Source organism: Pseudomonas sp. SJZ103, from assembly GCF_007828335.1.
Classification (GTDB): domain Bacteria; phylum Pseudomonadota; class Gammaproteobacteria; order Pseudomonadales; family Pseudomonadaceae; genus Aquipseudomonas.
Map to the genome: position 1 here is coordinate 373,448 of NZ_VIUN01000001.1, position 24,447 is coordinate 397,894.

Here is a 24,447-nt window from a genome sequence, read left to right on the forward strand (position 1 = left end):
TGTGGGAGGGGGCTTGCTCCCGATTGCTGAGTATCAGTCACTTGATACGTTGACTGAATCACCGCAATCGGGAGCAAGCCCCCTCCCACATTTGACCGAGTCAGGCCTTGATAAATGTTTCATGCAGATGACGCCACAGCAGTGCACCACTGGCCTGTTTCTCAAACACCACGGTCGCCCGGCGATCCGTCCGGGTGCCGCTGGCATCGACCTGATGCTCGCGATAAGTCACCGTGGCCCCGCGTGCATGCCGGTCAATCCCGGTCATTTCACTCAAGGTGATTTTCAACCCGGGGCGCATGCCGCCCAGGCGCGTGAACAGCGCATTGACCCCGGCTGCATTGACGCGTGTACCGGTGGCGGGGGCGATCATGCTGAAGTCGGGGGAGAAGCGCGCAAGCAGGCTTTGCAGGGTGCCTTCTGGCGCAACCCCGGCAAACCATTGTTCGATCTCGACGTGGGTCTGGATCACTTCTTCAAAAAAATCGCTGTAGTCGATCATTTACAAACTCCCATTCAAACCAAAGCGTTTTTTCAACACGGCTTCCAATAATCCCTTGGGCAACAACGCCGCCATCAGCGGCAACGCCCGGCTGCCATTGCCCGAGCGCAACAGGCGCGGCGGCTGTGGTTGTTGCACCGCCTTGAGCACATCCGCTGCAAACACGCTGGCCGGGGTGGGCTTGTCCTGAGAGGCCTGGCTGCGTGCGCGAATGCCCTCGCGCAATGGCCACCACGGCGATTTTTCGTTGATCAACAGCTCGGCCTGGGCGCCGGCGTTTTTTGCAAAGCTTGTATCGATGGCGCCGGGCTGCACTTCCATCACTCGGATACCAAAGGGTGCCAGCTCCATGCGCAATGCATCACTCAACGCATGCACCGCCGCCTTGGAGGCGCAGTAGGCACCGGCAAACGGGGTGACCAATACGCCGGAAACGCTGCCGATATTCACCACCAGGCCTTTGCTGCGGCGCAGGGCCGGGAACAGCGCCTGGGTCACGCCGACGATGGAAAATACATTGGTCTCGAACTGGCGCTGCATCGCTTCGGTGCCGCCATCGAGCAGCGGGCCCATGGCGCCGTAGCCAGCGTTGTTGACCAGTACATCCAGCTCGCCCAGTTGTTCGGCCAGGCGCTGTAACGCCGCACTGTCGTTGACGTCGAGTTCGACTGCATTGAAACCCGCGGCGGCTAGGGCGGTGACGTCTTCCGGGCGGCGGGCGCTGGCCCACACGTTGAAACCGGCGGATTTGAAGGCATCGGCCAGGGCGCGGCCAATACCGCTGGAGCAACCGGTGATGAGTACGTTGGGCATGGATCAGTCCTTTGTCAGTCCGAGAAACTGCCTTGCAGGTGCTCGGCACGAAATTCCAGGGTTTGCGGGCGGTAGCCGGGGCGCAGGGGCGGTGTGGGCAAACAATCGTCCCAGGTGGCGCCGGCCTGCAACTCGCCGGGGCCGCGATAGCGTGGAGCGGCGTAGACGTTGTCGGCCAGGTTGACCGTGTCGCCCGGCGCATAGGCGGCGACGCGCCAGCGCAGTTCGGTCAGCGGCACGTCGTTGCCGTTGTTCAGGGTCAGCTTGAGGGGGCGGTCAGCCGGGCATTCCTGCGGGGCGTAGCTGATGCGCAGTTCAAGGCGCGCCAGTTGCGAGGCTTCGCGGCTGTCCAGCCAGACCACCCAGACGGCCACGCAACCCAGGCCTGCCAAGGCAGCCAGGGAAACCGGAAGGGCCTTGGCCGGGTAGCGCAGCAGGAGGATCAGCCAGGTGATGATCAGGAGAACGCCGAAGAACATGGAGACCACCTCGAATAGGGAACGAGCATCCTAACTTAAGCGTAGGTGGGATTGGCTACCTTGAGTGCTGTGGTGGGTGTGCCGGCCTCATCGGGGACAAGCCCCCTCCCACATTTGAATGTATTCGCAGATCAAAGGTGGGAGGGGGCTTGCCCCCGATGAGGCCCGCCCAGCCAGCGCAAATCCCAAACAAAAAGCCCCCACCCAACCCACTGCGGATAGGGGACGCAATGGGCTGGGCGAGGGCTTCTTTTTACGACTGTTTTACTGCGCGATAGTTTTCACCGACACGCCACGTTCAACCGGGGTCGAGCGACCATAGATATCTTCAAACCGCTCGATATCGTCTTCGCCCAGGTAGCTGCCCGATTGCACTTCGATGATCTCCAACGGGATCTTGCCCGGGTTGCGCAGGCGGTGCACCGAAGCGATCGGGATGTAGGTGGACTGGTTCTCGCAGAGCAGGAACACGTTCTCGTCACAGGTGACTTCGGCGGTGCCGCTGACCACGATCCAGTGTTCGGCGCGGTGGTGGTGCATCTGCAGCGACAGGCACGCGCCCGGCTTGACCGAGATGTGCTTGACCTGGAAGCGGCCGCCCATGTCCACCGAGTCGTAGGAGCCCCACGGACGATAGACTTCGCAGTGGTTCTGGGTTTCGCTGCGGCCCTGTTCGTTGAGGGTGTTGACCATCTGCTTGACGCCCTGGACCTTGTCCTTGTGGGCAATCATCATCGCGTCCTTGGTTTCCACCACGACGATGTTTTCCAGGCCGATCACTGACACCAGTTTGCCGTTGCCGTGGATCATGCAGTTCTTGCTGTCCTGGATCACCACGTCGCCCTTGGTGACGTTGCCGTTGGCGTCTTTATCGTTGACCGCCCACAGCGAAGCCCAGCAACCCACGTCGCTCCAACCGGCGCTCAACGGTACTACGCAGGCGCGCTGGGTTTTTTCCATCACGGCGTAGTCGATGGAGTTGTCCGGGCAGCAGGCGAAGGTGGCTTCGTCGAAGGTCACGGTGTCGGCGTCTTGCTGGCTGCGTTCCAGGGTCAGCACGCAGGTGTCGTAGATGTCCGGGTCGTGCTTTTTCAGCTCTTCCAGGAAGCGGCTGGCGCGGAACAGGAACATGCCGCTGTTCCAGAAGTAACCGCCGCTTTTGACGAACTCGACGGCGCGTTTTTCATCGGGTTTTTCCACGAACTGCTGCACGCGGCTCACGCCTTCCGGCAGCAGCGAATCGTTGGTGGACTTGATGTAGCCGTAGCCGGTTTCCGGACGGGTCGCCGGCACGCCGAACAGCACCATCTCGCCACGCTCGGCGGCCACGGTGGCCAGGGCCAGGGCACGTTGCAGGGCTTTTTGGTCGTCGATCACGTGGTCGGCCGGCAGCACCAACATCAGTTCATCACGGCCTTCGTTGACCAGCATCATCGCGGTGAGGGCCACGGCCGGCGCGGTGTTGCGGCCGAAGGGCTCCATCAGGATGCGCTGGCACTCCAGCTTACGGTTGGCCAGTTGCTCGTTGACGATAAAGCGGTGGTCCTTGTTGCAGACCACGATCGGGGAGTCCATGCCTTCGAACACCAGGCGTTCCAGGGTTTGCTGGAACAGCGTGTGCTCGCCGGTCAGGGCCAGGAATTGTTTTGGGAACTGTTTACGGGAAAGCGGCCAAAGACGTGAGCCGCTACCACCGGAAAGGATTACTGGGATCATGTGTTTCTCCTTGAATCAATTTGGGTCAGAGCCTGTGGGAGGGGGCTTGCTCCCGATGGCGGTGATTCAGTCAGTACATCTGTTACTGAACCACCGTATTCGCGAGCAAGCCCGCTCCCACAAGGGGGAGCGTCAATTTCAAAAGCTAATCAGCGGGTCGACACCGGGCGCTTGACCCAAACTGGCGACAAACTCGAACCCGAGCCGGTGACATACAGCACCGCCGCTTCACCACGTTCCAACGCAACCGGCTTCACATCGCCGACTTTCTTGTCACCGTCATACAACGCCAGGCTCACCTTCACCGGGTTGATTTCACGTTCGCCACGGCCTTTGGCGGCCACCGACTTGACCACGTCGGTCTTGCCGTCGGCGGTCTTCAAGGTCAGGGCCTTGTCGCTCAGGTTCTGCACGCGCACCAGGGATTTCTGCTTGTTCTTGAACGGCGGTTCTTCGATCAGCTGTGGCTGGCCGCTGCTGTTGTTGACCAGGGTGTAGTAGTGATCGGCGGCGAGTTTGACCGGCACGGTCTGGCTGCCGATCTTGGCGCTGTAGTCGCCGCCGGGCATGAAGCTGAAGTCGCTGCTGGCCAGTGGGGCCACTTCGTTGAGGTTGGTGCTGCCAACTGTCGCGCTGACTTCCTGATTGGAGGCGTTATAGACGCGTACGAAGCTTGAGCCTTTCGGCGCGACAGGGCCGTACAGGGCGGCGTCACCACCGGCGAAGGCAGACATCGATACAACGCTCATGCCGGCAACCAGTGCCAGGGTCTTGGCGAGACGACGCGGAGTAGTAGTGAAAGTCATGTGAGTTACCTCTCTTTCAGTTTTGCGCCCGGTCGGGCGTCTCGGATTTTGGGTTTTTAGCTGGGGTGTTGATTGCCATGTTTTGTTGGCGCGAACCGGCTTGTTTAAGTTGCGCAACCCACGATGGGTCGGCATCACCGATTTCGTTGTTCACGGGCAGATAACGTTCAGGAAACTCCCAGATCAGCACCTGTGGCGGGCTGTTCTTGAAGTCGTCACTTTTCAGGTAGCTGAGCATCGGCAGGATCGGGCCGTGGCCGTCTTCGGCGTAGCTGACCACGTCGCTGCCCAGGGCTTGCTTGAGGGCGCCGACGAAGTTCCAGTTGGGGTTGGCGCTGTAGCTGGTGCCCACCAGTGCCACCGGGGTTTCGCTGTCGCTGAACAGCGCGTCGTCGCCTTTGGTTTCGGCCAGGTGCGTGACGCGTTTTTGCAGCGGCTCCTTCGGCGGCATCAGGTTTTCGAACAGCGGGTCCAGGGGCAGGAACAGACGCAGGTCGCCTTTATGCGGCTCGGTCTTCTCGGCCTCGGTGACAAAACGCTGCGGCTCGCCGTGGAGCGGGGTCTTATCGGCGATGGTTTGAGCCAACTGCTTAGCGGCGATTTCGGCGCCATCCGGGGTCCAGTGGGTGTCGGTGCGCAGGAACACTTGCTTGCCGCTTAGCTTGGCCTGTTGCAGCGGGCCGAGCAGGTCCGGGGCGATGATCTTGTCGGCGGCGACACGGGCGTGGAAGTCCTGGTACAGGTTGGCGTGGATGCTCGCCGGTTTCACTTCACCCAAGTGTTCCGGGTACAGGCGCACCTTGGCCGGCACGATCGCCATCACCAACTGGATGCCCTGGGCCTTGAGCTTCTGGCGTACGCCTTCGACCAGCGCGTAGTTGCCTTCAAGGTTCTGGTCTTCGTTGACGGCGGGGTTGAACTCCTCGTCGCTGTACAGCCAGTGATCGCGGCCCAGCACCACGCCAGGGCGACCTTCATTGAACAGCTTGTAGTCCAGCGCGGCCCAGAGGTTGGTGCCCAATCGCTTGATCGGGAACTCCTCGTCGTAATGGGTCTCGACGGCCTTGGTCCAGCGACCGTTGAGCACGGTCGCGTCGGCGTTGGTGCTGAAGCCCAGGAAGCTGCGCAGCGACCAGGCACCCAGGGCCAGCAGCACCACCAGGAACAGGCCGATATAGAGGACGCGTAATGAACGGGTCATGGTCGGCTCCCTCAGAATTGGAAGTAAAGGAACGGCGAGAAACTCTGCGCCGACAGTTTGAGAATCGACGCCACGAACAGCAGCAGCACCGCAGCGCGCATGGCGTAGCGTGGCCAGTCAGCGGTCCAGTAGGCCGGTTGCACGGCAGCGTCGCGACCTACGGTGAAACCTGGCTCGTGGATGCTGCCTGGGTTGTCGCCCGGCACGGCCTTGATCAGGCTCGGGTCGGCCGGCTTGGTTTTCTCGGCAGGGCGGTTGGTGTAGAAGTCGCGCAGGCCGAAGAACGCCAATGTTGCGTACGCCACCACCAGGGTTGCCACTTGCAGGCCGGTGAGGTTGGCGCGGTTGAGTTCCGACAGCGACCACTCGCCAAAGCTGAACATCGCACCGTACATACGGCCGGCGACGTGCAGGTTTTCCGAGCGGAAGATCACCCAGCCCATCACCACCAGCAGGAAAGTGAAAGCCCAGCGGAGGACGTTGAAACTGCGTGGTGCGGTGTTGAGGCCGATGGCTTTTTCAATCGCCAGCCACATGCCGTGCCAGGCACCCCACACGATGTAGGTGATGTTCGCACCGTGCCACAGGCCACCGAGCAGCATGGTCAGGAACAGGTTGCGGTAGGTGGTCAGCGTGCCTTTACGGTTGCCGCCCAGGGTGATGTACAGGTAGTCACGCAGCCAGGTGGACAAGCTGATGTGCCAGCGGCGCCAGAACTCGGTGATCGACTGGCTGATGTACGGCTGCTTGAAGTTTTCCATAAAGCGGAAACCCATCATCAAGCCCAGGCCGATCGCCATGTCGCTGTAGCCGGAGAAGTCGAAGTACAACTGCGCGGTGTAGGCCAGCGCCCCCAGCCAGGCATCGCCGGTGGTGGGGTTTTGCAGGGCGAAGCAGTGGTCGGCCACCACCGCCAGGGTGTCGGCGATGAAGACCTTCTTGATGAAACCTTGCATGAACCGCGTGCAGCCCTCGGAGAACTTGTCGAGGGTGTGGGTGCGGTTATTGAACTGGTCGGCCAGGTCGCGGAAACGCAACACCGGGCCGGCAATCAAGTGCGGGAAGATCGCCACGAACGCCGCGAAGTCGATGAGGTTGCGGGTGGCCGGGGTATCGCCACGGTACACGTCGATGATGTAGCTGATGGACTCGAAGATGTAGAACGAGATCCCGATCGGCAGCAGCACGTGGGTGAGGATAAACGGCTCCAGGCCCGCCGACTTCATCATCACGTTGATGCTGTCGACGCCGAAGTTGGCGTACTTGAAGTAGCCGAGGATGCACAGGTCGACCACCACGCCGAGCAGCAGCCAGCGCTGGGCCGGCTTAGTGCGCACGCCGGCGGCACCGACCTTGAGGCCGATCCAGTAGTTCCACAGCGTGACGGCCGCAAACAGCGCCAGGAAGTCCACTCGCCACCAGGCGTAGAACACGTAGCTGGCCAACAGCAGCAGCAGGTTGCGATAGCGTTGCCCGCTCAAGTAGTACAAGCCGAGAAAGATCGGCAAGAACAGAAACAGGAACACATTGGACGAGAAAACCATCCCGATCTCTCCATGTTTAACCAACAGTCAAGGGCCAGAGCCCCCCCAAACCCCCCACGAAAAAACGGGGAGGGCGGTACAACATTCCTACTGACGAAACCGGCTCAAAAATGTGGGAGGGGGCTTGCTCCCGATGGCGGTGTAACAGTCGCCATCTGTGTTGAATGACCCCCTGCTATCGGGGGCAAGCCCCCTCCCACATTTTTTACCGAGTTCGCTCAGGAACCTTTGTTGCCTTTTTCATGCGCCGGGTCGTAGACCTTGGTCAGGTCACCCCCGAGGCGGAAGGTCTTGAACGGCTGCATCCCGTGCTTGCGCTCGATCACATCCGGCGCGCAGGTGTAGAGGGTGCAGAACGGTTCGAGCCAGGCATACTTCATGTCCTCCTTGAGGTCCTTCATATCCTGCTCTTTGCCGTTCTTCTGTTCGAAGATCTCCGGGTCCTTGACCCCGGCCAGCACTTTGTCGCCCAGGCGCTTGAGCGCGCTGTTGTTTTCCTGGCGCAGGTCAACACCGTTGACCAGGGCAAAACTGGCGATCATCGACAGCGGCGGCAGGGCGTAGTTGTGGTACGACAGGGCACGTTGCTGACGTTTCAACTCGTTCGGCAAGAAGCCTTGGTCGTCGACCTGGTTCACGCCGACCTTGTATTCCTTCACGGCCCAATCAAACAGGTCGCGACGGTTGGTGGCGATGGAGGTTGCCATCACCGACCAGGCAGCCCAGTAGGAGTGGTTGTTGGTTTTTTCCAGCGGCAGGTTGTCCCAGTCGCTCACCACCTGATCCGCCAGTTTGTTGAACCAGGCTTCGATCAGTTGCGATTCCTGCTGGTGATTGGCCAACGGGTGCGAGTCGGAGAACTTCAGGCGTACATAGGCCGACGCCATGCTGCCCAGGGCCCATTTGCGCATGGATTTGCCGGTGTGGTTGAAGTCCTTGGACATCAACGCATCGGCCTTGGCCCAACTGGTCAGCCAGTTGAGCGTGCATTCCAATTGTTCCGGACGACCGTCGCGCATGAACTGCATCACGCGCTTGCTGGTGTCTTTTTCCAGCTTGGTGATGTCGGCGGTGCTGTCGCGAAAGGCTTTTTCCGACTGAACATTCAGCGTGGAACGGGCCTTGTCGGAGCCTTCGTACTTGCTGCGAAATTGCAGCGAGCCGGTGTACGGCGCCGGCATGGCATCGCAGTCATTCTTGAAGTCGCCGGTCTTGAACGCTTCAATCGGTGCGAAGTAGCCCTGGGGCGGACGCAGTGGCGCGGCGGCGTTGGCTGCACCGGCGAAGATCGCCAGGCCCAGCAACGATGGAATCAATAACTTCTGCATAAGTAACCTCATTGCCCGAGTGAGGCAGTCTTCTGACCGCCGCTTGGGAATACGTTGCGTGTGCAAATTTTCGCTTCGACCTTCTGCGCGGCAGCGCCCGCTTCGGGGCCCTGTACTTCGACCGCCAGCAAGTTCTGCGAGGCCCAGTCTTCATCGGTGCGCAGTTCAAAGGCGAAACGCCCGTCTGTATCGGATGTTTCGGGTTTCTCGATCTTGATGTCCTCGTGGCGCCCGTTCATGTACCAGAGGGTGGCTTGCAAGGTTTTCACCGACGGGTCGGCGAAGCGGATATCAACCTGGTGATTGGCGTTACGCAGGTCTTTGTTCGAACTGTTAACCATCAATTCGTTCTTGCCGGGTTTCAAGGTAGTGCTCGCGCTCATCTGCGCGGTCTTGCCTTCGCAGCCGTTGTCGAGCAGCGACATCATCTGGCGGTAGATGGTCTCCTGGTCCAGGCGATACAGCGGCGAGAACTCCCAGATAAGGATTTTCGGCGGGCTCTTCTGGAAATCGTCGCTGCCCAGGTACTGGATCATCGAACCTTCCAGGCCACCGCCGGGGAAGGCGACGTTGAGGATATCGGCGCCGATTTCTTCTTCCAGGAACCCGGCGAAGTTGTAGTTCTTGCCGCTGTGGCTGGTGCCCACCAGGGTGATCTGCGGGTTGCCCGAATCGCCGAACAGGTCGCCATCACCGGCTTCGCCTTTCGGCTCGGTGGTGAACTGGTCCATGTACTGGATCGCGTAGCTGGTGCCGCACAGTTGCCCGGCCATGTTGTGCAGGGTGCCGGTCTTGCCCATGCGCCCGGAGCGCTTGGTCTCGAATTCGCGCTTGGGAATCTCGGCATATTCAGGCATCTGCTTAACCTTGGCCGCCACGATTTTCGCCGTGCGCTGGGCGCCGTATGGGGTCCAGTGCTGGTCGCCGCGGAAGTAGAAGTCGTGGGCCGGCAGTTCGTCCGGCAGTTGCTCGTTGGTCAACGGCGACAGGTCCGGCACCACATAGCCCATCTTGGCGAAACGGCCGAGCATGGTCTTGTAGTTGCCCAGGGCCTTGTCGAAATCGAACGAGGCTTTTTCCGCAGGGTTGAGCTTGTTGCGGTTCACCAGGCCACGGGTCGGCTGGTAGACCACCACCAGTTCCACGCCCTTGGCCTTGAACGCATCGTGTAACTGCTGCATGCGCTTGTAGCCGGAAGGACTGGTGTCGAATTCGGTGCGCAGGTCTTCCTGGGTACGGAACAGCCAGTCGCCCTGGGCTTGCACCAGGGTGGTGAAGTTCTGCTGGTAGCGCGTGGTGTAGTTCTTCGCGTCGTGGGCGGCCGGGCACAGGCTGCAGCACGGTTCGGCAGTGAAAGTCGGCGCCTTGATTTCGTCGGCGCGCACGCCCTGGCTGGCCGCGAGCAGGCCGAGGGTCAGACCCGAGAGGCTCAGCAGTTTGATCATGTGTGGGTGCATAAGGGTCATCCTCAGTCCTGCATTTCGGTCTGGCGTTCGACAGGGTCGATCAGCACGGCTTTCTGCTGGCGCACCAGCAGGTCGAGAATTTCTTCCTGACGATCGCCCAGCACGCCGGAGAAGCTGATGCCGCTGGATTTGGTCGGCGCCAGCATCGACACGCGGTACAGCTCGATACTCAATGGCGAGTCGATGGACAGCGGCCCGCTGCCGTTACCCGCCAACTCACCGCCGACCACGATCAGCGAGACCTTGGCGTCGAAGGGGTCGAGGGCGATGTCGCGGTCGGTGTCGGTCAAATCCTTGATGTGGCCGTACACGCCGGTCAGGCCGTTGGCCATGGCGGTGTTTTCGTACAGCTTGATGTTCACGCTGTTACGCACGCGGATGCCGTGGCGACGGTTGCTGATCACCTTGTTGCCCCACAACAGGTTGTCGCCGCTCTCATAGAGGGTGATGCCGTCGGTGTGGTTGCGGTAGATCTCGTTGTCGGCGATCAGGTTGTTGACGCTGTTACGGTCGATCACCAGGCCCGAAAGCTTGTTGTCGTAGCTGCGGTTGTTGAAGATGAAGCTGTCGTTAACCTCCCGGGAAATGATGATGCCGTGCTTTTTCTTGGTGCCGTAGACGGTGTTGTCCGCGATGATCAGGCCGTGGGAACGGTCGTGGGGGTCAATGCCGTAGACGATGTTGTCTTTGTAGGTATTGCCCTTGATCACGAAGCCCGTGGTCTCGTAGCAGTAGAAGCCGTACCACATGTCCGAGAACTCGGAATCGATGATCCAGCCGGTCGGCTCAGGGCGCTTGAGCACCTTGGCCATGTTCGGCGTGTACTGGGAAATACTCACCCCGTACGACTTACTGTTGGCATAGCCGAAGCTGGCCATCTTGGTCTTGGAGATGTAGGTCTCGGTGCCGCCCCAGGACAGCAGGAACGGGCGGAATTCCTTGGGCGACTTGAACAGCGCCGGGCCATTGGCCTTTTCGTCCCAGCCGGTGATCTTGGTGTCACGCACAAACAGCTGGCCGTCGTTGATCAGGAACGAACCGGCCTGCTGGGACAGGCGCAGCTCCTGGGTGTGTTTATCGATGTCCAGGATGCCCTTGCGGCCGACCACGATCGGCAACTTGGCGAGGAACACGCCCGGCGAGGTTTCGCTGAAGTACTGCTTGGGCACTTTGCCGAGCAGGTCCTTGAGGTTCATGTAACCGTCGTCGACAAAGATCGCCTGGGGAATGCCGTGCTGGCGCACCACCCATTCGGCCATCTTGTTGTCGCCGCCGATAAAGTCCTTGAGGGCGTCTTCCTGCATCATGCGGCGGATGCTGATCTTGCCGGGCTTGGTGCGTACGATCTTCTTTTCCATCGCTGCGGCGGTGTAGCCCGACAGGTCCGGCAGAGCAGGCTTGGCCATTTCCAGCGGCGCGGTCGGCGGGCTGGAAATGGTGTAGGTCTTGGCCTGTTGCAGTTCCTTGGCGATGGTCGGCGCCTTGGCCGCCGTATCGGCGAACGCTGTGGCACTGGCCAACAGCATTGCCGCGACGAGTAGGCTTTGAGCATTCATTGCACAGGCTCCCATCAGAATTTCCAGATCACGTCGACAAACGCGCGATGCATGTACGAGTCGACCTGGCTGCCGTAGGCGTCACCCGGTTTGAACACACCTGCACGGAAACGCACCAGAGCCGACGGCTCGTCGATCGACTGGCTGAGCGCCGCCGGCAGCAGGCCGGTCTTGAAGTACTTGGTGACGACCAAGTCCATTTCCTGGCCCAGGTCTTTCTTGCCGTCTTCAAGCGGCAGGGAGGTGCTGGACAGGATCGCGCCGGTCACGTCATCGGTGTTGTTCTGCACCGCGTCGATGCCATTGCTGCCCACCGGCTTGTTGCCGTCGACACGCCAGAACTTGTGGTATACGAGGCTGGCGTCATAGTCCTCACGCAGCTGCCAGGAACCGAACAGGCTCATGGACTGCATGTTGTTCATCTCGCCACGAAACGCTTCGCCGAAACGGTGCACGCGGGACTGGGTGCCGGTGAAGTTCGAACGGTTGCTTTGCAGGCCGTTCTGCTCGTACTCGGCACTGGCGCGGGCATAGGCCGCACCCACTTGCCATTGCGGGTCCAGACGCAGGCGAATACCCAGATCGGTCGCCCAGCCACTGACGTCATCGCTGCGCTTGGCCTCTGTCGGACGGGTGCCGTCGGCGTTCAAGGCATTGACCGAGTCGCGGTCGCCTTTCATGCCGGTGATGCTGGCCCAGTAGTTGACGGTGTTGGTGTTGCGCCAGTTGTAGGCGTCGCTGTTGGCTTCGATGCCGAGCCAAGTCAGGTCGCCGTTCTCGCGCTTGTCCAGCGAATCGGTGGCCACGCCCGGTTCCGGGTAGTCGAGCTTGCCGTTGTCATGGGTGTGGTGGCCACGCAGGCCGATCCACTGGCCTGGCGTCCACTGGTAGGACGCGTCGGCGTAGAGGTGCTGACGGTCCTTGTCCTTGGGCGACAGTTCCTTGAGGTCGGTGCGGTATTCGCTGAAACGTTCGGCGACGCCGACGTTGGCCTTGAGCAGGGTGGTGTCGAAGGTCCAGTTCAGCGCTTCGATGTTGGTGTCGCGCCATTGGCCGTCGTCATTGCGCAGGCGTTGGCGACCGAGCTTGAGAATCTCGCCGGGGTAGGGCGTGAAGCCGCTGTAGCCGACCCAGAACTCACGCATGGCCAGGTAGTTTTTCTTGGCCTTGCGGTCGTTGTTGGTGGTTTGCTGGTTTTCGTCATCCGCCGACTGTTGCAGGGTGTCGGTCTCGATGATGTCGCTCGACACGACCGCCTGGCCCATGGCGTAGGCACTCCACGCGCCGCTTTCGCCGTAGATCCACGGGCGCAGGTCGAGGCCGACACCGTTGACGTCGCCGCCTTTCTGGGTGCCGAGGTCGCGGTCATCTTCGGACTGCGCGGTGGCTTTGACTTCCAGGCCGAAGTTCTTGGCTTCGGTCAGCGCGGCCAGGGTCGGGCACGACCACAGCAGGGCGAAAGTCAGGCCGATGCCGGCCTGCACGAATGGATTGAGCTTCATAGGGATTCCTCGCCGTCTTCTTCTTCCAGGGCGTGCAGTTGCAGCGTGCTCTGGGCCAGGGTGCCGCGCGCGGCCAGTTCCTGTTGCACCAGGCGTTGGCCTTGGGCGCGTTGTTCTGGCGTGAGCGGGGCTTCGAGCTGCGTGGCCAGGTCATTGGCCTCTGGCGTGTCCTGGGCTTTAGCCAATTGGCTGAAGACATAGGCATTCAATGGGTCGGGCTTGGTGCCTTTGCCTTGGGAAAACAATTGGGCGATGGCGAAGTCGGCGCTGTTCTGGCCGTTGCGCGCAGCGGTCAGCAGGTGGTCAAGGGCTTTTTGTGAATAGACCTGGCCCAGGTAACCACGGCGGTAGATCTGGCCGAGGTAGTAGTCGGCAGCCACTTCGCGGCCCACGGCTTTCTGGAAGTGCGCTTCAGCCGCCTTGGCGTCCGCCGGCACCCACTTGCCTTCGTAGTAGAGCTTGCCCAGCAACAGCTCGGCGCGCGGCTGGTCGGCGGCGCGGCCGTTGTCCAGGTACTTCATCATCTGGTCGACGTCGCCCAGTTCGGGGAAGTCGTAGAGCAGTTGCGCCAGGCTGACCCAGGAAGCCGGGTAGCCGGGGGCGATTTTTTCCAGCAGGGCCTGGGCGGTTTTCTCGTCGGTCTTGCCCAGCGTGGCGTCGCCCAGTACGCGGGCTACGCTGTCGACGCGTTGGGCGGTGACGGTGCCGCGGCTGTAGCCGGCTTCCATCTGCTTGAGCAGTTCGGCCTGTTTTTCCGGCTCGGCTTTTTTCTGGTAGACCGTGGCCAGCTCGACGTAGCAGATATCGGTGGTGTTCAACGCGGCCTTACAGATGCGCTCAACGTCATCCAGATGCTGGTCGTAGGTGTCCTGGGTGCGATACAGCAGCACCTGGGCCAGGCCGGCTTCCGGGTAACCGGCCGCCTGCCACTTGCTGATCTGCTGCTGGGCATTCACGTTGGGGAAGCTGTGCGGGTATTGCAGGTACAGCATCGCCAGCGGGATCAACGTGTTGCCTTGGCCATTGGCAAAGGCTTTTTTCAGCAGGCCTTCGGCTTCATGGTGTTCGGCTTCGGTGGAGCCTGGCTTGGCCACCAGCAGGCGACCGAGACGCGCCTGGGCACGCGGCGAGGTATCCGCCGCGGCACGGTAAGTGGCCTCGGCCTGTTTGATTTGCGCCGGATCGCGGGTGCCTACCTGGATATCGGCCAGGCCCACCTGGGCCTCGCTGTAACCCAGCTCTGCCAGTTGCTGGTAATTCTGCTGCGCGGTGACGGTGTCGCCACGCTTGAGCGCTTCATTGGCCAGGCGTTGGTCGGGCAGGCCGGCGCAACCGGCGAGGGCAATGGCCAGCGCCAGGGGCACGGGCAGGGTTCGAAGGGCGCTCATGATTAAAGACCCGCAGCCATGGCTTTATCGATCAGCCAGTTCAGGGATGGGCCACGGTCGCTGGTCACTTCCACCGGGCGGCCGGCATAGGCGCTGTCCAGCGGGGCGTCAGGCTTGATCTGTACGCGGATGTCGGAGGACAGGTCGGCGCTGTTCAGGCTGGTGCTGCTGACGATGGTGCCGGTGCGGGTCTGCTCTTCGTCGGCCACCTGGAAGCTCACCGGGGTGCCTGGGCGCACGTCACCGAACTGACGATAGGAGAAGCGTGCTTCCACATTGGCCTGGCTGCCGCGTGGCACCAGTTGGAAGATCACGTCGCCTTTGCTGGCGTACTGGCCGTCGGCGACCAGTTGCTGGGCGACCACGCAATCGCACGGCGAGGTGAGGGTGCCGGTCATTTGCTTGCCGAACAGTTCTTCGACCTTGGCCGGTTGCAGCTGGTCTTCGTCCAGGTGGCCCTTGAGCACATCCAGCATGCTGGTGCTGAAGGTCGCCAGTGGCGCACCTTTGGCCGCCACCGCGTCACCTTTGAGCAGGCTTTGCACGGTACCGTCGCGCGGCATGGTCACGTTCATGCCAGGTACGCTTACCAGGCCCGCCTGGGCGTGGCTGACGAAGTACATGCCGTACACCGACTTGAAGACGAAACCGAAGGCTGCGAGACCCACCAGGAAGATCGCCAGGCTGAACGTCACGGCGCGCAGGCGGCCAAAGGCGCTCATGTTGCTGCCGCCGTCCTTGACCTTGCGTGCCTTGGTGAAGTTATCGCGTTGCAGGGTCGCCAGCACATCACCCATGGTCACGATGTCACCCGACAGGTGCGAGGTGATCAGGTGGCGCAGGGTAGAGATATCCTGGGCGTCGAGGTTCTGGAACTGGCAACCGGTACGGCCGCTCTGGCGGTCGTAGGAGCGGATCTGCAGCTCCACATCCATGGCCAGGCCGAGGTTATCGATGACGAATTGCAGGCGACCCTTGTGCACTTCACCCACGGTCAACGGCTGGGTGGCAGTGAACGCCAGGCCGCCGGCGGACAGGTCGATGACCCGTGCTTCGGTCTGGGTGCGGTCAGTGTTGAAAAAGCGCAGCTTGGCCGGGATTTTGACCCGGGCATGTTGGCGCTGTGCTTCGGATTCGTGGACAACGTTGGCGTTTACTTGGCTGTTCATGACGGTGTAATTCCTTGGTTAATTCAGGCTTGGCAGGGTCAGACCATCATCAGCAACACGGCAACGAAGATGCTGCCGGCGGAGAAGGTCATGGTCCGAGACGACCAGGTGTTGAACCAACGTTGAAAGCTGGCCAAATCGCGGGTCAGTTTGGTGTCCTGGCGTGTCCAGGACTGTTGATCAAGGCGGAAGAACACGTAGATCTTCACCAGCGCGCCCATGATCTGGTTGTAATAGAGAATCACCGGGTAAGCCGGGCCGATCTTGTGGCCGGAGCACGACAGCAGCAGTGTGAGGATCAGGCGGGTGATGCCGATCCACAGCAGGTACGCGAGGATGAACGCGCCGCCGTACTTGAAGGTGGCGATGATTGCCACGGTCAGGCCGAGCAGGGAGGTCCACATCGACACGCGCTGGTCGAACAACACGATGCTGGTGAACAGGCCGAGGCGGCGTACACCCAGGCCGAGGGCTCGAGAGTTCTGGCGCAGGTTGTTGCCGTACCAGCGGAACATCAGCTTGCGGCTGGCCTTGATAAAGCTCTTTTCCGGCGGGTGTTCCACGGTGTGGATCGCCGCATCGGGCACGTAGAAGGTGTCGTAGCCCAGGCGCATCAAGCTGAACCAGCTGGACTTGTCATCACCGGTGAGGAACTTGAAGCGGCCCAGGCGCCAGTGTTGCAGCGAGTCGCTTTCCACGTCGGCGATAAAGCCTGGGTCAGTCACGACGTTGGCACGAAACACCGACATGCGACCGGTCATGGTCAGTACGCGCTTGGACAGGGCCATGGAGCACATGTTGATGTGGCGTTGGGCGAAGCGCAGTTTGTGCCACTCGCTCATGATGTAGCCGCCGCGCACTTCGCAGAATTCGTTGGTGGTCAGGCCACCGACGTTGCCGAACAGCTGGAACCACGGCACGGTCTTGCGCACCACGCCTTCGGCGAGCACGGTGTCGCCATCGATCACCGCAACCACGGCGCGGTCGTCCGGCAGGTGGCGGGAGATGGCGCGGAAACCGAAGGCCAGGCCGTCGCGTTTGCCGGTACCGGCGATACGCACGAAGTCGAGCTTGACGTGGTCCGGCGGGTTCATGCGTTCCCACAGGCTCTTGACCAGCAGCTCATCGGACATTTCCACCAGCGAGCAGACCACGGTGGTCGGGAAGCCGCATTCGATGGCCTCGCGAATCACCGAGCTGTAGACCTGCGCGGTGGTCAGCGCATCGATACGGAAGCTGGTGACCATCAGGAACACGTGGGACGGGTCCGCAGCCTTGCCCAATTTGCGTACTTTACGGCGCAGGTGCGGGTAGACCACGTACAGGAACAGCATGCCGCGAAAGAAATGCGTAGCACCCATCGAGTAGCGCCAGATACCGACGGCGCCAATCAGGAAAATAAAATTCTTCGACTCGGAGTCGAACGTACTCGCCGGCAACAGCAGGGCGAGACCCATCAGCAGGCTCAGAAAGAACAGCCAGCCGGCGGAGTGGAGCAGTACGTGTTTTAACTTGGACATAAGCGTCATCCGAAGGTGAAGAAGGCTTCGAGCTGCAAGCGCTGGGGATTGATACGCCTGCAGCTCGAAACTTACCGTTGCTGTTACCAGCAAATGCCTTCGGTACGACCGGTCGTGCAGGTCGCCTTGGACATGAAGCCCACCAGGTCGATCACTTGCTTGCCGTGCGGTGCGTTCTGCGCCAGGGAACGGAACTTCTCGTCGCGGTTGCCGAGGATGATCACGTCGGAGTTGTTGATCACGTCATCGAAGTCCGAGTTGAGCAGGGACGACACGTGGGGGATTTTGCCTTCGATGTAGTCCTTGTTCGCGCCGTGGACACGGGCGTACTCGACGTTGCTGTCGTAGATGCTCAGGTCGTAACCCTTGCCGATCAGCATCTCGGCCAGTTCTACCAGCGGGCTTTCGCGCAGGTCGTCGGTACCGGCCTTGAAGCTCAGGCCCAGCAGGGCGACTTTGCGTTTGTCGTGGCCGGCGACGATGTCGAAGGCGTTCTGCACCTGGGATTCGTTGCTGCGCATCAGCGAGTTGAGCAGCGGCGCTTCCACGTCCAGGGAGCTGGCGCGGTAGGTCAAGGCGCGAACGTCTTTAGGCAGGCAGGAGCCGCCGAACGCAAAGCCTGGGCGCATGTAGTACTGGGACAGGTTGAGGGTCTTGTCCTGGCAGACCACTTCCATCACTTCGCGACCGTCGACGCCGACTGCCTTGGCAATGTTGCCGATCTCGTTGGCGAAGGTGACCTTGGTGGCGTGCCACACGTTGCAGGTGTACTTGATCATCTCGGCCACAGCGATGTCCTTGCGGATGATCGGTGCGTCGAGTTCTTCGTACAGGGACTGCAGGACATCGCCGGAGGCTTTGTCGAATTCGCCGATGACGGTCATCGGTGGCAGGTCGTAGTCGGCGATGGCGGTGGATTCGCGCAGGAATTCCGGGTTGACCGCAACGCCGAAGTCGACGCCGGCTTTCTTGCCGGAGCAGTCTTCGAGGATCGGGATCACCACGTTGGCGACGGTGCCCGGCAACACGGTGCTGCGTACCACGATGGTGTGGCGGGTGGTCTTGTCACGCAGGACAAAACCGATCTCGCGGCATACCGATTCGATGTAGTTGAGTTCCAGGTCGCCGTTTTTCTTACTCGGCGTGCCGACGCAAATCATCGACAGGTCAGTATCACGGATGGCTTCGGCGAAGTTGGTGGTGCCGCGCAGTCGACCGTTTGCGATGCCCTGGCTCAACAGTTCGCCCAGACCCGGCTCGACGATCGGCGATTTGCCGGCGTTGATCAGGTCGATCTTTTCCTTGGAGATGTCTACGCCAACCACTTCGTGGCCACGGGCAGACAGGCAACCGGCACACACTGCGCCAACGTAACCCAAACCAAATATGCTGATGCGCATCGCAATTACCTCTGTATTTAAATCATGCCATTAGATGGCCGGAGTTCATGTTTGCAAACGTCACAAATGCCGCGAAAGTTGGGCGAATAGACGCCGACTTGCCGCGTACAGGCATGTTGAATAACGAGTGACTAACTATTGCACTCAAGTTGTGCGCAACTTGGCCTTGTTATTGGGGCCTGCCCTGAAATGCAGCCAGCCTTCCTGGGAGAAGGGTCTGGCGCCAGTGCCGCAGGGCCTTGATAGAGGCTGTAAGCCTTTAAATATCAACGCCTTGGGGTGTCTCACTGACCCATTAGGGTAAGCACAGCCTTGGCCTTATAGTTCGTGGCAATGGATCCTTATCGCCGCTCTCAACTAATCGGTTGGTAATGTGACCACTGAGTCAAAGTTGAATATGACAACTTCGCTACTTCCGTTGGTCCGCCTTGTAAGTCATCTCCTACAGAAACAGAGAATTTCGTTACCGGTGGTATGAGCGGTGCTTTAGGACGAAGTTCCTGGCCGCTCATCCTGTTTCCGGAAATTTCTTGAAATATAGGCAAAGATGGCACTGGTACTATATTGATAGCACTTGCTATCTGGGCCAGTAGTTACAGGTAGTTGGCGCGCAGGGATAGTTTTGTGCCACTAGTGATTTTAAAAAGTGGTGCCACTACGAAAAAAAATCGGAAATGTCGAGTGAAAGAATTGTTAGGGATGTGTCGGTATATTTTTTGACGTCAAATAAATGACGATTTTTGGTGTGGCGCGCGGACAAAAATGTGGGAGGGGGCTTGCTCCCGATTGCGTTGTGTCAGTCGCCTATGTATCGACTGATGCACTGCCATCGGGGGCAAGCCCCCTCCCACATTTGGATTTCATTGTCTGAAGGAGGCTGGTACGGCCTTATTCCGGTGCGTGATCGCGCAAGAACACCAGATTGTCCGGCTTGGACTGCTCCGCATTGAAGCGGTAACCCTGCACATCGAACTGCTTGAGCTTGGCCGGATCGTTGATGCGCTCTTCGATCACGAAGCGGCTCATCATGCCTCGGGCCTTTTTTGCGTAGAAGCTGATGATCTTGTACTGGCCGTTCTTCAGGTCCTTGAACTCGGTGTTGATGATCCGCGCGTTCAGGGCCGTGCGCTTGACCGCTGAGAAGTACTCGTTGGAGGCCAGGTTGAGTAGTACGTCGTCGCCTTGTTCGGCCAGGGCTTCGTTCAGCCACTCGCTGATGCGCGTGCCCCAGAAGGCGTACAGGTCCTTGCCACGGGCGTTGGCGAGTTTGGTGCCCATTTCCAGGCGGTACGGCATCATCAGGTCCAGGGGGCGCAGCAGGCCGTACAGGCCCGAGAGCATGCGCAGGTGGTCCTGGGCGTAGCTGAAGTCGGCATCGGTGAAGGTCTCGGCGTTGAGGCCGGTGTACACGTCGCCCTTGAATGCCAGCAAGGCCTGCTTGGCATTCTCTGGGGTGAAGGCCGGGGTCCAGCTGCCGAAGCGGGCGGCGTTGAGGCCGCCGATCTTGTCGGACACGTGCATCAATTCGCTGATCTGCGCCGGGCTCAGTTCGCGCAGTTGCTCGATCAGCACCTGGGAATGGTCCAGGTACTGTGGCTGGGTAAAGCGCTGGGTCGCCGGCTTTGACTCGAAGTCGAGGGTTTTGGCGGGGGAAATCACCATCAGCATGAAGTCGTCTCCTGTAATCGTGCGGGGATTCTAGGGGCTCGGGCGTTTTGACTCCACCTATGATGGCGATAGGCGCGATCCGCTATGATGGCCGGTGACTCTGGAGAGGGAGACCCTGTGTGCGAATAGCGCTTTTGTTGTCGGCTTGCCTGCTGTGCCTGAATGCCCAGGCGGCGCCGGTGGATGTAGCCAGTCTGGATCGTGGCACCTGGCCGGAAAAACTCAGCAGCCCGGCGCTGTTCGATGTGGCTTCGCGTGCGGAAATCCTGATGTTCGCCCACAGCCTGCTGGCCAGTGAATCCCTGGACGAAGCCGCACTCAAGCAGCGCCTGGGCTTGAAGATCATCAACCTGGCGGCCATCGACGACCTGCGCCGCGAGCTTTGGCAGCGCCTGCTGGAGAACTACACCTTTGCCCAGCAGAGCTGCGAAGTCGACGCCTCGTTCTGCTACCTGGTGGAGAGCATGGACGACCTGCGCGAGCAGGCCGGCAAGTTGGCGATCAGCGAAGACTCTTTCTATATAGGCTGGGCAGCCCCCAGCCATGCCTTCCATGAGCGCTATCTGGACGAACTGCTGCGCAAGGCCGCGCTGTTTCCGCAGATCAGCAGCGAAGTTGCGCGCTTTGGCGAGCATGAACGCAATGGCGACGAGTTCAACGACCGCCTCTTCCTGCTGACCTTCGACGGCGGTCCGGCGCCGGTCGGCGGCAATACCGACTGGGTCGCCGACTACCTGCGCAAGCAGAAGATGAACGCCACCTTCTTTGCCCTCGGGAGCAGCCTGCAAACCCGTGTGGAGCGCAGTTCCGCCGCGGAGGTGGAGGCGTTGTACCAGGGGCAGTGCGTCGGCACCCAGGGCTGGCAGTACCGTTCCCACAGCCATTGGGTGGACTGGCAAGGCTCCATCACCCGCAGCGCGCAGTTGGTGCAGAACCTGATGCCGGAAAACTACGTGCCGCTGTTCCGCCCTCCTTACGGGCAACGTCGCGCGGACAGCCAGGGGTTTTTCCAGTCGCAGGGCTTGCAGGTGGCGTTATGGGACATCGATTCCCAGGACGAGCCGGGCAAGCTCAAGGCCGATGAGTCGGCGCAGCGGGTGCTGACGTTGATGCTGTTGTGGCGCAAAGGCGTGATTGTGTTTCACGACACCCAGGACAAGGCGCGGGTGGCACTGCCGATGTTGCTGCAGGCAACGGCGCAAAGTGGGCTGGGTTGGCAGGACTGCCGGGAGGCATTTCGTTAAAAAGATGAAGTGCCCGGCCCTGTTGGGCGAGAGGCATTTTTGGGGTGATTTTGTGCGACATTTCGATGCAGGCGGACTTCCGACTTTAACGGTGCATCGGGCACTCGGCTAGTGCTATTCGTCATCCTGAAAAATAAACTTCAAAAAAGCGTCAAAGTGCTTTTTCCTGTCATGGGTTTTGCGGTATTACGAAGTCAGATCGCCGAAACCTGCAACACAGGTGGCGTCTTCCAAGACTCCTCATGTGGGCACTGCGCTTGACGTCACTCAGGTGCAGTCGGTGGTCGAATCGAGGCGCAGCACTGTCGTGGTATTGCGTCGACTGGCTCCCACAAAGGTGACCGAGTATGGATGATCATGGACGCACCCCTTCTTCCGACCAGCCAATCCTTTATGTGCTTGATACCAATGTATTGATCCACGATCCAAACGCACTGCTTAACTTCGAAGAACACCACGTCGCCATCCCGATGATCGTGCTTGAGGAGCTCGATAAACTCAAAAGCGGCCACCACAGCGTGGCTGCCGAATGCCGCCAGGCCATCCGCCTGATCGACAAGACCCTGGGCGAAGCGTCACCCGACGACGTTGAAGTCGGTGTGCCGATCCAGCGCGGCAAAAGCGGGCCCAAGGGCTTGCTGTCGATCCTGATGAGCAAGCGCAGCGAGCCCAACAGCCTGCTGCCGGAAAACCTCAACGACAACAAAATCATCAACCAATTGATCGACCTGCACGCTCGCGACAAGGACCTGCGCGTGGTGCTGGTGACCAAAGACATCAATATGCGCCTCAAGGCACGAGCGTGTGGGATCGCCGCCGAGGACTACAGTACCGACCAACTGGTCGATGACGTGTCGATGCTGTCCCGTGGTTATCACATGATGACCGGCTCGTTCTGGGACCGTGTCAGCAAGGTCGAGACCCGTCAGGACCATGGCCGCACCTGGCACCAGGTACAGTTGATCGACAACCTGCCGGCCGTGCATATCAATGAATTCATCGTCGACGAGCAGGGCTTCGTGGGGTGGATCAAAGAGATCCAGGTCGACAAGCTGCTGATCCTCGACCTGCATCAGGAACCCCTGTTGCACCAGGAAGCCTGGGGTCTGAAACCGCGTGACATCTACCAGAGCCTGGCGCTGTATGCGCTGCTCGACCCGGACATCCACCTGGTCAACCTGACGGGTGCTGCCGGTTCCGGTAAAACCATCCTCGCCCTGGCCGCCGCCATTGAGCAGACCATGGTGACCAAGCGCTATCGCCGCATCATCGCCACCCGCTCCGTGCAGGGCCTGGACCAGGAAATCGGCTTCCTGCCCGGCACCGAGGCGGAAAAAATGGAGCCGTGGCTGGGGGCGATCACCGACAACCTCGAAGCCTTGCACATGGATGACGAAAACACCCATGGCAGCGTCGACTACATCCTCAGCAAAGTGCCGTTGCAGTTCAAATCCCTCAACTACATCCGAGGTCGCAGCTTCCAGCAAAGCCTGATTTTGATCGATGAATGCCAGAACCTGACCCCGCACCAGATGAAAACCATCATCACCCGTGCCGGTGCCGGTTCCAAAGTGGTGTGCCTGGGCAACCTGGCACAGATCGACACCCCTTACCTGTCCGCGACCAGCTCCGGGCTGACTTACCTGACGGAACGCTTCAAGGATTTCCCGAACGGCGTGCACATTGCGCTGCAAGGGGTACCTCGCTCGATTCTGGCTGAATACGCCGAATCGCATTTGTAAACGCGGTCAGTGTGGGAGGGGGCTTGCTCCCTCCCACATTTCTTATGCATTGGGTTTACAATCGCTGCTCCTGATCAGGAGTATCCCTGTGCTGACTCATCTCGATTCCCAAGGTCGCGCCCATATGGTCGACGTCACCGACAAGTCCGTGACGTTCCGGGAGGCGGTGGCCGAAGCGCGGGTGCGCATGCTGCCCGAAACCCTGCAAATGATTGTCGACGGCGCCCATCCCAAGGGCGACGTGTTTGCCGTGGCCCGCATTGCCGGGATCCAGGCGGCGAAAAAAACCAGTGATTTGATCCCCCTGTGTCACCCGCTGATGTTGACCGGGGTCAAGGTCGAACTGAGTGCCGAGGGCGCAGACTCGGTGCACATCGTCGCGCGCTGCAAGCTGTCCGGGCAGACCGGCGTGGAGATGGAGGCGTTGACGGCGGCCAGTGTCGCCGCGCTGACCATCTACGACATGTGCAAGGCCGTGGATCGCGGCATGACCATCGAAACCATTCGCCTGCTGGAAAAGCTCGGCGGTAAAAGCGGGCATTTCAAGGCGGATGAACAATGAGCATCAACGTACTGTTTTTCGCGCGTTACAGCGAAAAAATAGGCCTGGATTCACTTGAGATGGAGGGCGACTTCGCCACTGTCGACGCCGTGCGCCAGGCGCTGGCCGCTGATCCGGGCTTTGAAGTGCTCAACGAAACCAGCTTGATGTGTGCTCGCAACCAGGAGTTGTGCGGTCTCGATGAGCCGTTGCAGGCCGGTGATGAAGTTGCGTTCTTCCCGCCCGTGACCGGAGGCTGAACATGGCCATCCGTGTACAGGTCGAACCGTTTGACCCCGGTGCCGAGGTCAACGCGATGCACGCCGCGAATGTGGGCGTGGGCGCGGTGGTGAGTTTTGTCGGCTATGTGCGCGATTTCAACGAGGGCCGAGATGTGTCCGGGATGTTCCTCGAACACTATCCGGGCATGACTGAAAAAGCCCTGGCCAAGATCGGCGTCGAAGCCGAACAACGCTGGCCGCTGCTCAAGCTCGAAGTGCTGCATCGTATCGGTGCGCTGGAGCCGGGTGAGCCGATTGTGTTCGTGGCGGCCGCCAGTGCCCATCGCCAGGCCGCGTTTGATGCCTGTGCGTTTGTGATGGATTACCTGAAAACCCGTGCGCCGTTCTGGAAGAAGGAGAACACCAGCGAAGGTGCGCGTTGGGTGGAAGGTCGGGACAGCGACCACGCTGCAGCGGATCGCTGGAAATAGCCAGCCGAACACAGAACCAAATGTGGGAGGGGGCTTGCTCCCGATGGCGGTGGATCAGGAAATGAACAGTGTGTTTTTAAGAAGCACAAGGGGCGAAGGAGCCCGACACAAAGTTGGGTCAGGTAATAGTGTTGGGGGGGAGGGTGGGAA

The 24,447-nt window shown here is 60.4% G+C and carries 21 protein-coding genes; 5 read left to right on the plus strand and 16 right to left on the minus strand.

From position 1 onward, the window contains the following. Positions 1-100: 100 nt before the first annotated feature. From FBY10_RS01935 to yaaA, 16 genes are all read right to left on the minus strand, one after another. Positions 101-502: a nuclear transport factor 2 family protein gene (locus FBY10_RS01935; RefSeq protein WP_145335283.1), complete on the minus strand. Its 402-nt coding sequence runs from the start codon at positions 500-502 to the stop codon at positions 101-103. Then, on the minus strand, positions 503-1,315 hold the full coding sequence (locus tag FBY10_RS01940) for an SDR family oxidoreductase (protein WP_145335281.1): 813 nt from the start codon (positions 1,313-1,315) through the stop codon (positions 503-505). A 14-nt stretch (positions 1,316-1,329) separates the two neighbouring features. Beyond that, complete coding sequence (locus tag FBY10_RS01945; protein WP_131698358.1) at positions 1,330-1,794, minus strand: multidrug transporter; 465 nt, start codon at positions 1,792-1,794, stop codon at positions 1,330-1,332. 264 nt (positions 1,795-2,058) lie between these two features. Next, on the minus strand, positions 2,059-3,510 hold the full coding sequence (locus FBY10_RS01950) for a mannose-1-phosphate guanylyltransferase/mannose-6-phosphate isomerase (RefSeq protein WP_027604735.1): 1,452 nt from the start codon (positions 3,508-3,510) through the stop codon (positions 2,059-2,061). Between the two features lie 149 nt (positions 3,511-3,659). Continuing rightward, positions 3,660-4,316: an alginate O-acetyltransferase AlgF gene (locus tag FBY10_RS01955; protein WP_131698357.1), complete on the minus strand. Its 657-nt coding sequence runs from the start codon at positions 4,314-4,316 to the stop codon at positions 3,660-3,662. A gap of 16 nt (positions 4,317-4,332) precedes the next feature. Continuing rightward, positions 4,333-5,517: an alginate O-acetyltransferase gene (locus tag FBY10_RS01960; RefSeq protein WP_145335279.1), complete on the minus strand. Its 1,185-nt coding sequence runs from the start codon at positions 5,515-5,517 to the stop codon at positions 4,333-4,335. A gap of 11 nt (positions 5,518-5,528) precedes the next feature. Further along, positions 5,529-7,061, minus strand: a complete 1,533-nt coding sequence (locus tag FBY10_RS01965) for an MBOAT family protein (RefSeq protein WP_053131362.1) — start codon at positions 7,059-7,061, stop codon at positions 5,529-5,531. A 218-nt stretch (positions 7,062-7,279) separates the two neighbouring features. Then, positions 7,280-8,389 carry a mannuronate-specific alginate lyase gene (locus FBY10_RS01970; RefSeq protein ID WP_090409225.1) on the minus strand — a complete coding sequence of 370 codons (1,110 nt, stop codon included), beginning with the start codon at positions 8,387-8,389 and terminating at the stop codon, positions 7,280-7,282. 8 nt (positions 8,390-8,397) lie between these two features. After that, the gene (locus tag FBY10_RS01975; protein ID WP_131698534.1) at positions 8,398-9,846 is read right to left on the minus strand and encodes an alginate O-acetyltransferase; all 1,449 of its coding nucleotides are present in this window, start codon (positions 9,844-9,846) and stop codon (positions 8,398-8,400) included. Between the two features lie 11 nt (positions 9,847-9,857). Next, positions 9,858-11,426 (minus strand): mannuronan 5-epimerase AlgG, encoded by a 1,569-nt coding sequence (algG, locus tag FBY10_RS01980; protein WP_145335277.1) that lies wholly within the window; start codon positions 11,424-11,426, stop codon positions 9,858-9,860. Continuing rightward, a complete protein-coding gene (locus tag FBY10_RS01985; RefSeq protein ID WP_145335275.1) occupies positions 11,426-12,913 on the minus strand; it encodes an alginate export family protein in 1,488 nt (495 codons plus the stop codon). Before FBY10_RS01985 ends, algG begins: the two co-directional genes overlap by 1 nt. After that, entirely contained in the window at positions 12,910-14,301 is a 1,392-nt protein-coding gene (gene algK, locus FBY10_RS01990) for an alginate biosynthesis TPR repeat lipoprotein AlgK (protein WP_131698352.1), read from the minus strand. Before algK ends, FBY10_RS01985 begins: the two co-directional genes overlap by 4 nt. Positions 14,302-14,303: 2 nt before the next feature. Further along, complete coding sequence (locus FBY10_RS01995) at positions 14,304-15,470, minus strand: alginate biosynthesis protein Alg44 (RefSeq protein ID WP_131698351.1); 1,167 nt, start codon at positions 15,468-15,470, stop codon at positions 14,304-14,306. Positions 15,471-15,508: 38 nt separating this feature from the next. Beyond that, positions 15,509-16,990 carry a mannuronan synthase gene (gene alg8 / locus FBY10_RS02005; RefSeq protein WP_053131348.1) on the minus strand — a complete coding sequence of 494 codons (1,482 nt, stop codon included), beginning with the start codon at positions 16,988-16,990 and terminating at the stop codon, positions 15,509-15,511. Between the two features lie 83 nt (positions 16,991-17,073). Continuing rightward, entirely contained in the window at positions 17,074-18,390 is a 1,317-nt protein-coding gene (locus tag FBY10_RS02010) for a nucleotide sugar dehydrogenase (protein WP_131698349.1), read from the minus strand. Positions 18,391-19,278: 888 nt separating this feature from the next. Beyond that, the gene (gene yaaA / locus FBY10_RS02015; protein WP_145335273.1) at positions 19,279-20,058 is read right to left on the minus strand and encodes a peroxide stress protein YaaA; all 780 of its coding nucleotides are present in this window, start codon (positions 20,056-20,058) and stop codon (positions 19,279-19,281) included. A 119-nt stretch (positions 20,059-20,177) separates the two neighbouring features. Here yaaA and FBY10_RS02020 point away from each other — a divergent pair, with 119 nt between their 5' ends. From FBY10_RS02020 to moaE, 5 genes are all read left to right on the plus strand, one after another. After that, complete coding sequence (locus FBY10_RS02020) at positions 20,178-21,302, plus strand: polysaccharide deacetylase family protein (RefSeq protein WP_145335271.1); 1,125 nt, start codon at positions 20,178-20,180, stop codon at positions 21,300-21,302. Positions 21,303-21,649: 347 nt separating this feature from the next. Next, positions 21,650-23,044 (plus strand): PhoH family protein, encoded by a 1,395-nt coding sequence (locus FBY10_RS02025; RefSeq protein WP_131698346.1) that lies wholly within the window; start codon positions 21,650-21,652, stop codon positions 23,042-23,044. An 88-nt stretch (positions 23,045-23,132) separates the two neighbouring features. Beyond that, on the plus strand, positions 23,133-23,606 hold the full coding sequence (moaC, locus tag FBY10_RS02030; RefSeq protein WP_131698345.1) for a cyclic pyranopterin monophosphate synthase MoaC: 474 nt from the start codon (positions 23,133-23,135) through the stop codon (positions 23,604-23,606). Further along, positions 23,603-23,845, plus strand: a complete 243-nt coding sequence (gene moaD, locus FBY10_RS02035) for a molybdopterin converting factor subunit 1 (protein WP_131698344.1) — start codon at positions 23,603-23,605, stop codon at positions 23,843-23,845. The genes moaC and moaD overlap by 4 nt, the downstream gene beginning before the upstream one ends. Positions 23,846-23,847: 2 nt before the next feature. Next, positions 23,848-24,297, plus strand: coding sequence for a molybdopterin synthase catalytic subunit MoaE (gene moaE / locus FBY10_RS02040; protein WP_145335269.1), 450 nt, complete (start codon positions 23,848-23,850; stop codon positions 24,295-24,297). Positions 24,298-24,447: the final 150 nt, after the last annotated feature.

Bases quoted from the DNA above. Each gene is read 5' to 3' on its own strand.
- FBY10_RS01970 (WP_090409225.1), bottom strand. From the start codon at position 8,389: ATGCAGAAGTTATTGATTCCATCGTTGCTGGGCCTGGCGATCTTCGCC.
- moaD (WP_131698344.1), top strand. From the start codon at position 23,603: ATGAGCATCAACGTACTGTTTTTCGCGCGTTACAGCGAAAAAATAGGC.
- FBY10_RS01995 (WP_131698351.1), bottom strand. From the start codon at position 15,470: ATGAACAGCCAAGTAAACGCCAACGTTGTCCACGAATCCGAAGCACAG.
- FBY10_RS01985 (WP_145335275.1), bottom strand. From the start codon at position 12,913: ATGAAGCTCAATCCATTCGTGCAGGCCGGCATCGGCCTGACTTTCGCC.
- FBY10_RS01955 (WP_131698357.1), bottom strand. From the start codon at position 4,316: ATGACTTTCACTACTACTCCGCGTCGTCTCGCCAAGACCCTGGCACTG.
- moaE (WP_145335269.1), top strand. From the start codon at position 23,848: ATGGCCATCCGTGTACAGGTCGAACCGTTTGACCCCGGTGCCGAGGTC.
- FBY10_RS01975 (WP_131698534.1), bottom strand. From the start codon at position 9,846: ATGCACCCACACATGATCAAACTGCTGAGCCTCTCGGGTCTGACCCTC.
- FBY10_RS01965 (WP_053131362.1), bottom strand. From the start codon at position 7,061: ATGGTTTTCTCGTCCAATGTGTTCCTGTTTCTGTTCTTGCCGATCTTT.
- FBY10_RS02010 (WP_131698349.1), bottom strand. From the start codon at position 18,390: ATGCGCATCAGCATATTTGGTTTGGGTTACGTTGGCGCAGTGTGTGCC.
- algK (WP_131698352.1), bottom strand. From the start codon at position 14,301: ATGAGCGCCCTTCGAACCCTGCCCGTGCCCCTGGCGCTGGCCATTGCC.
- algG (WP_145335277.1), bottom strand. From the start codon at position 11,426: ATGGGAGCCTGTGCAATGAATGCTCAAAGCCTACTCGTCGCGGCAATG.
- FBY10_RS01960 (WP_145335279.1), bottom strand. From the start codon at position 5,517: ATGACCCGTTCATTACGCGTCCTCTATATCGGCCTGTTCCTGGTGGTG.
- FBY10_RS01940 (WP_145335281.1), bottom strand. From the start codon at position 1,315: ATGCCCAACGTACTCATCACCGGTTGCTCCAGCGGTATTGGCCGCGCC.
- FBY10_RS01950 (WP_027604735.1), bottom strand. From the start codon at position 3,510: ATGATCCCAGTAATCCTTTCCGGTGGTAGCGGCTCACGTCTTTGGCCG.
- FBY10_RS01935 (WP_145335283.1), bottom strand. From the start codon at position 502: ATGATCGACTACAGCGATTTTTTTGAAGAAGTGATCCAGACCCACGTC.
- FBY10_RS02025 (WP_131698346.1), top strand. From the start codon at position 21,650: ATGGATGATCATGGACGCACCCCTTCTTCCGACCAGCCAATCCTTTAT.
- FBY10_RS01945 (WP_131698358.1), bottom strand. From the start codon at position 1,794: ATGTTCTTCGGCGTTCTCCTGATCATCACCTGGCTGATCCTCCTGCTG.
- yaaA (WP_145335273.1), bottom strand. From the start codon at position 20,058: ATGCTGATGGTGATTTCCCCCGCCAAAACCCTCGACTTCGAGTCAAAG.
- alg8 (WP_053131348.1), bottom strand. From the start codon at position 16,990: ATGTCCAAGTTAAAACACGTACTGCTCCACTCCGCCGGCTGGCTGTTC.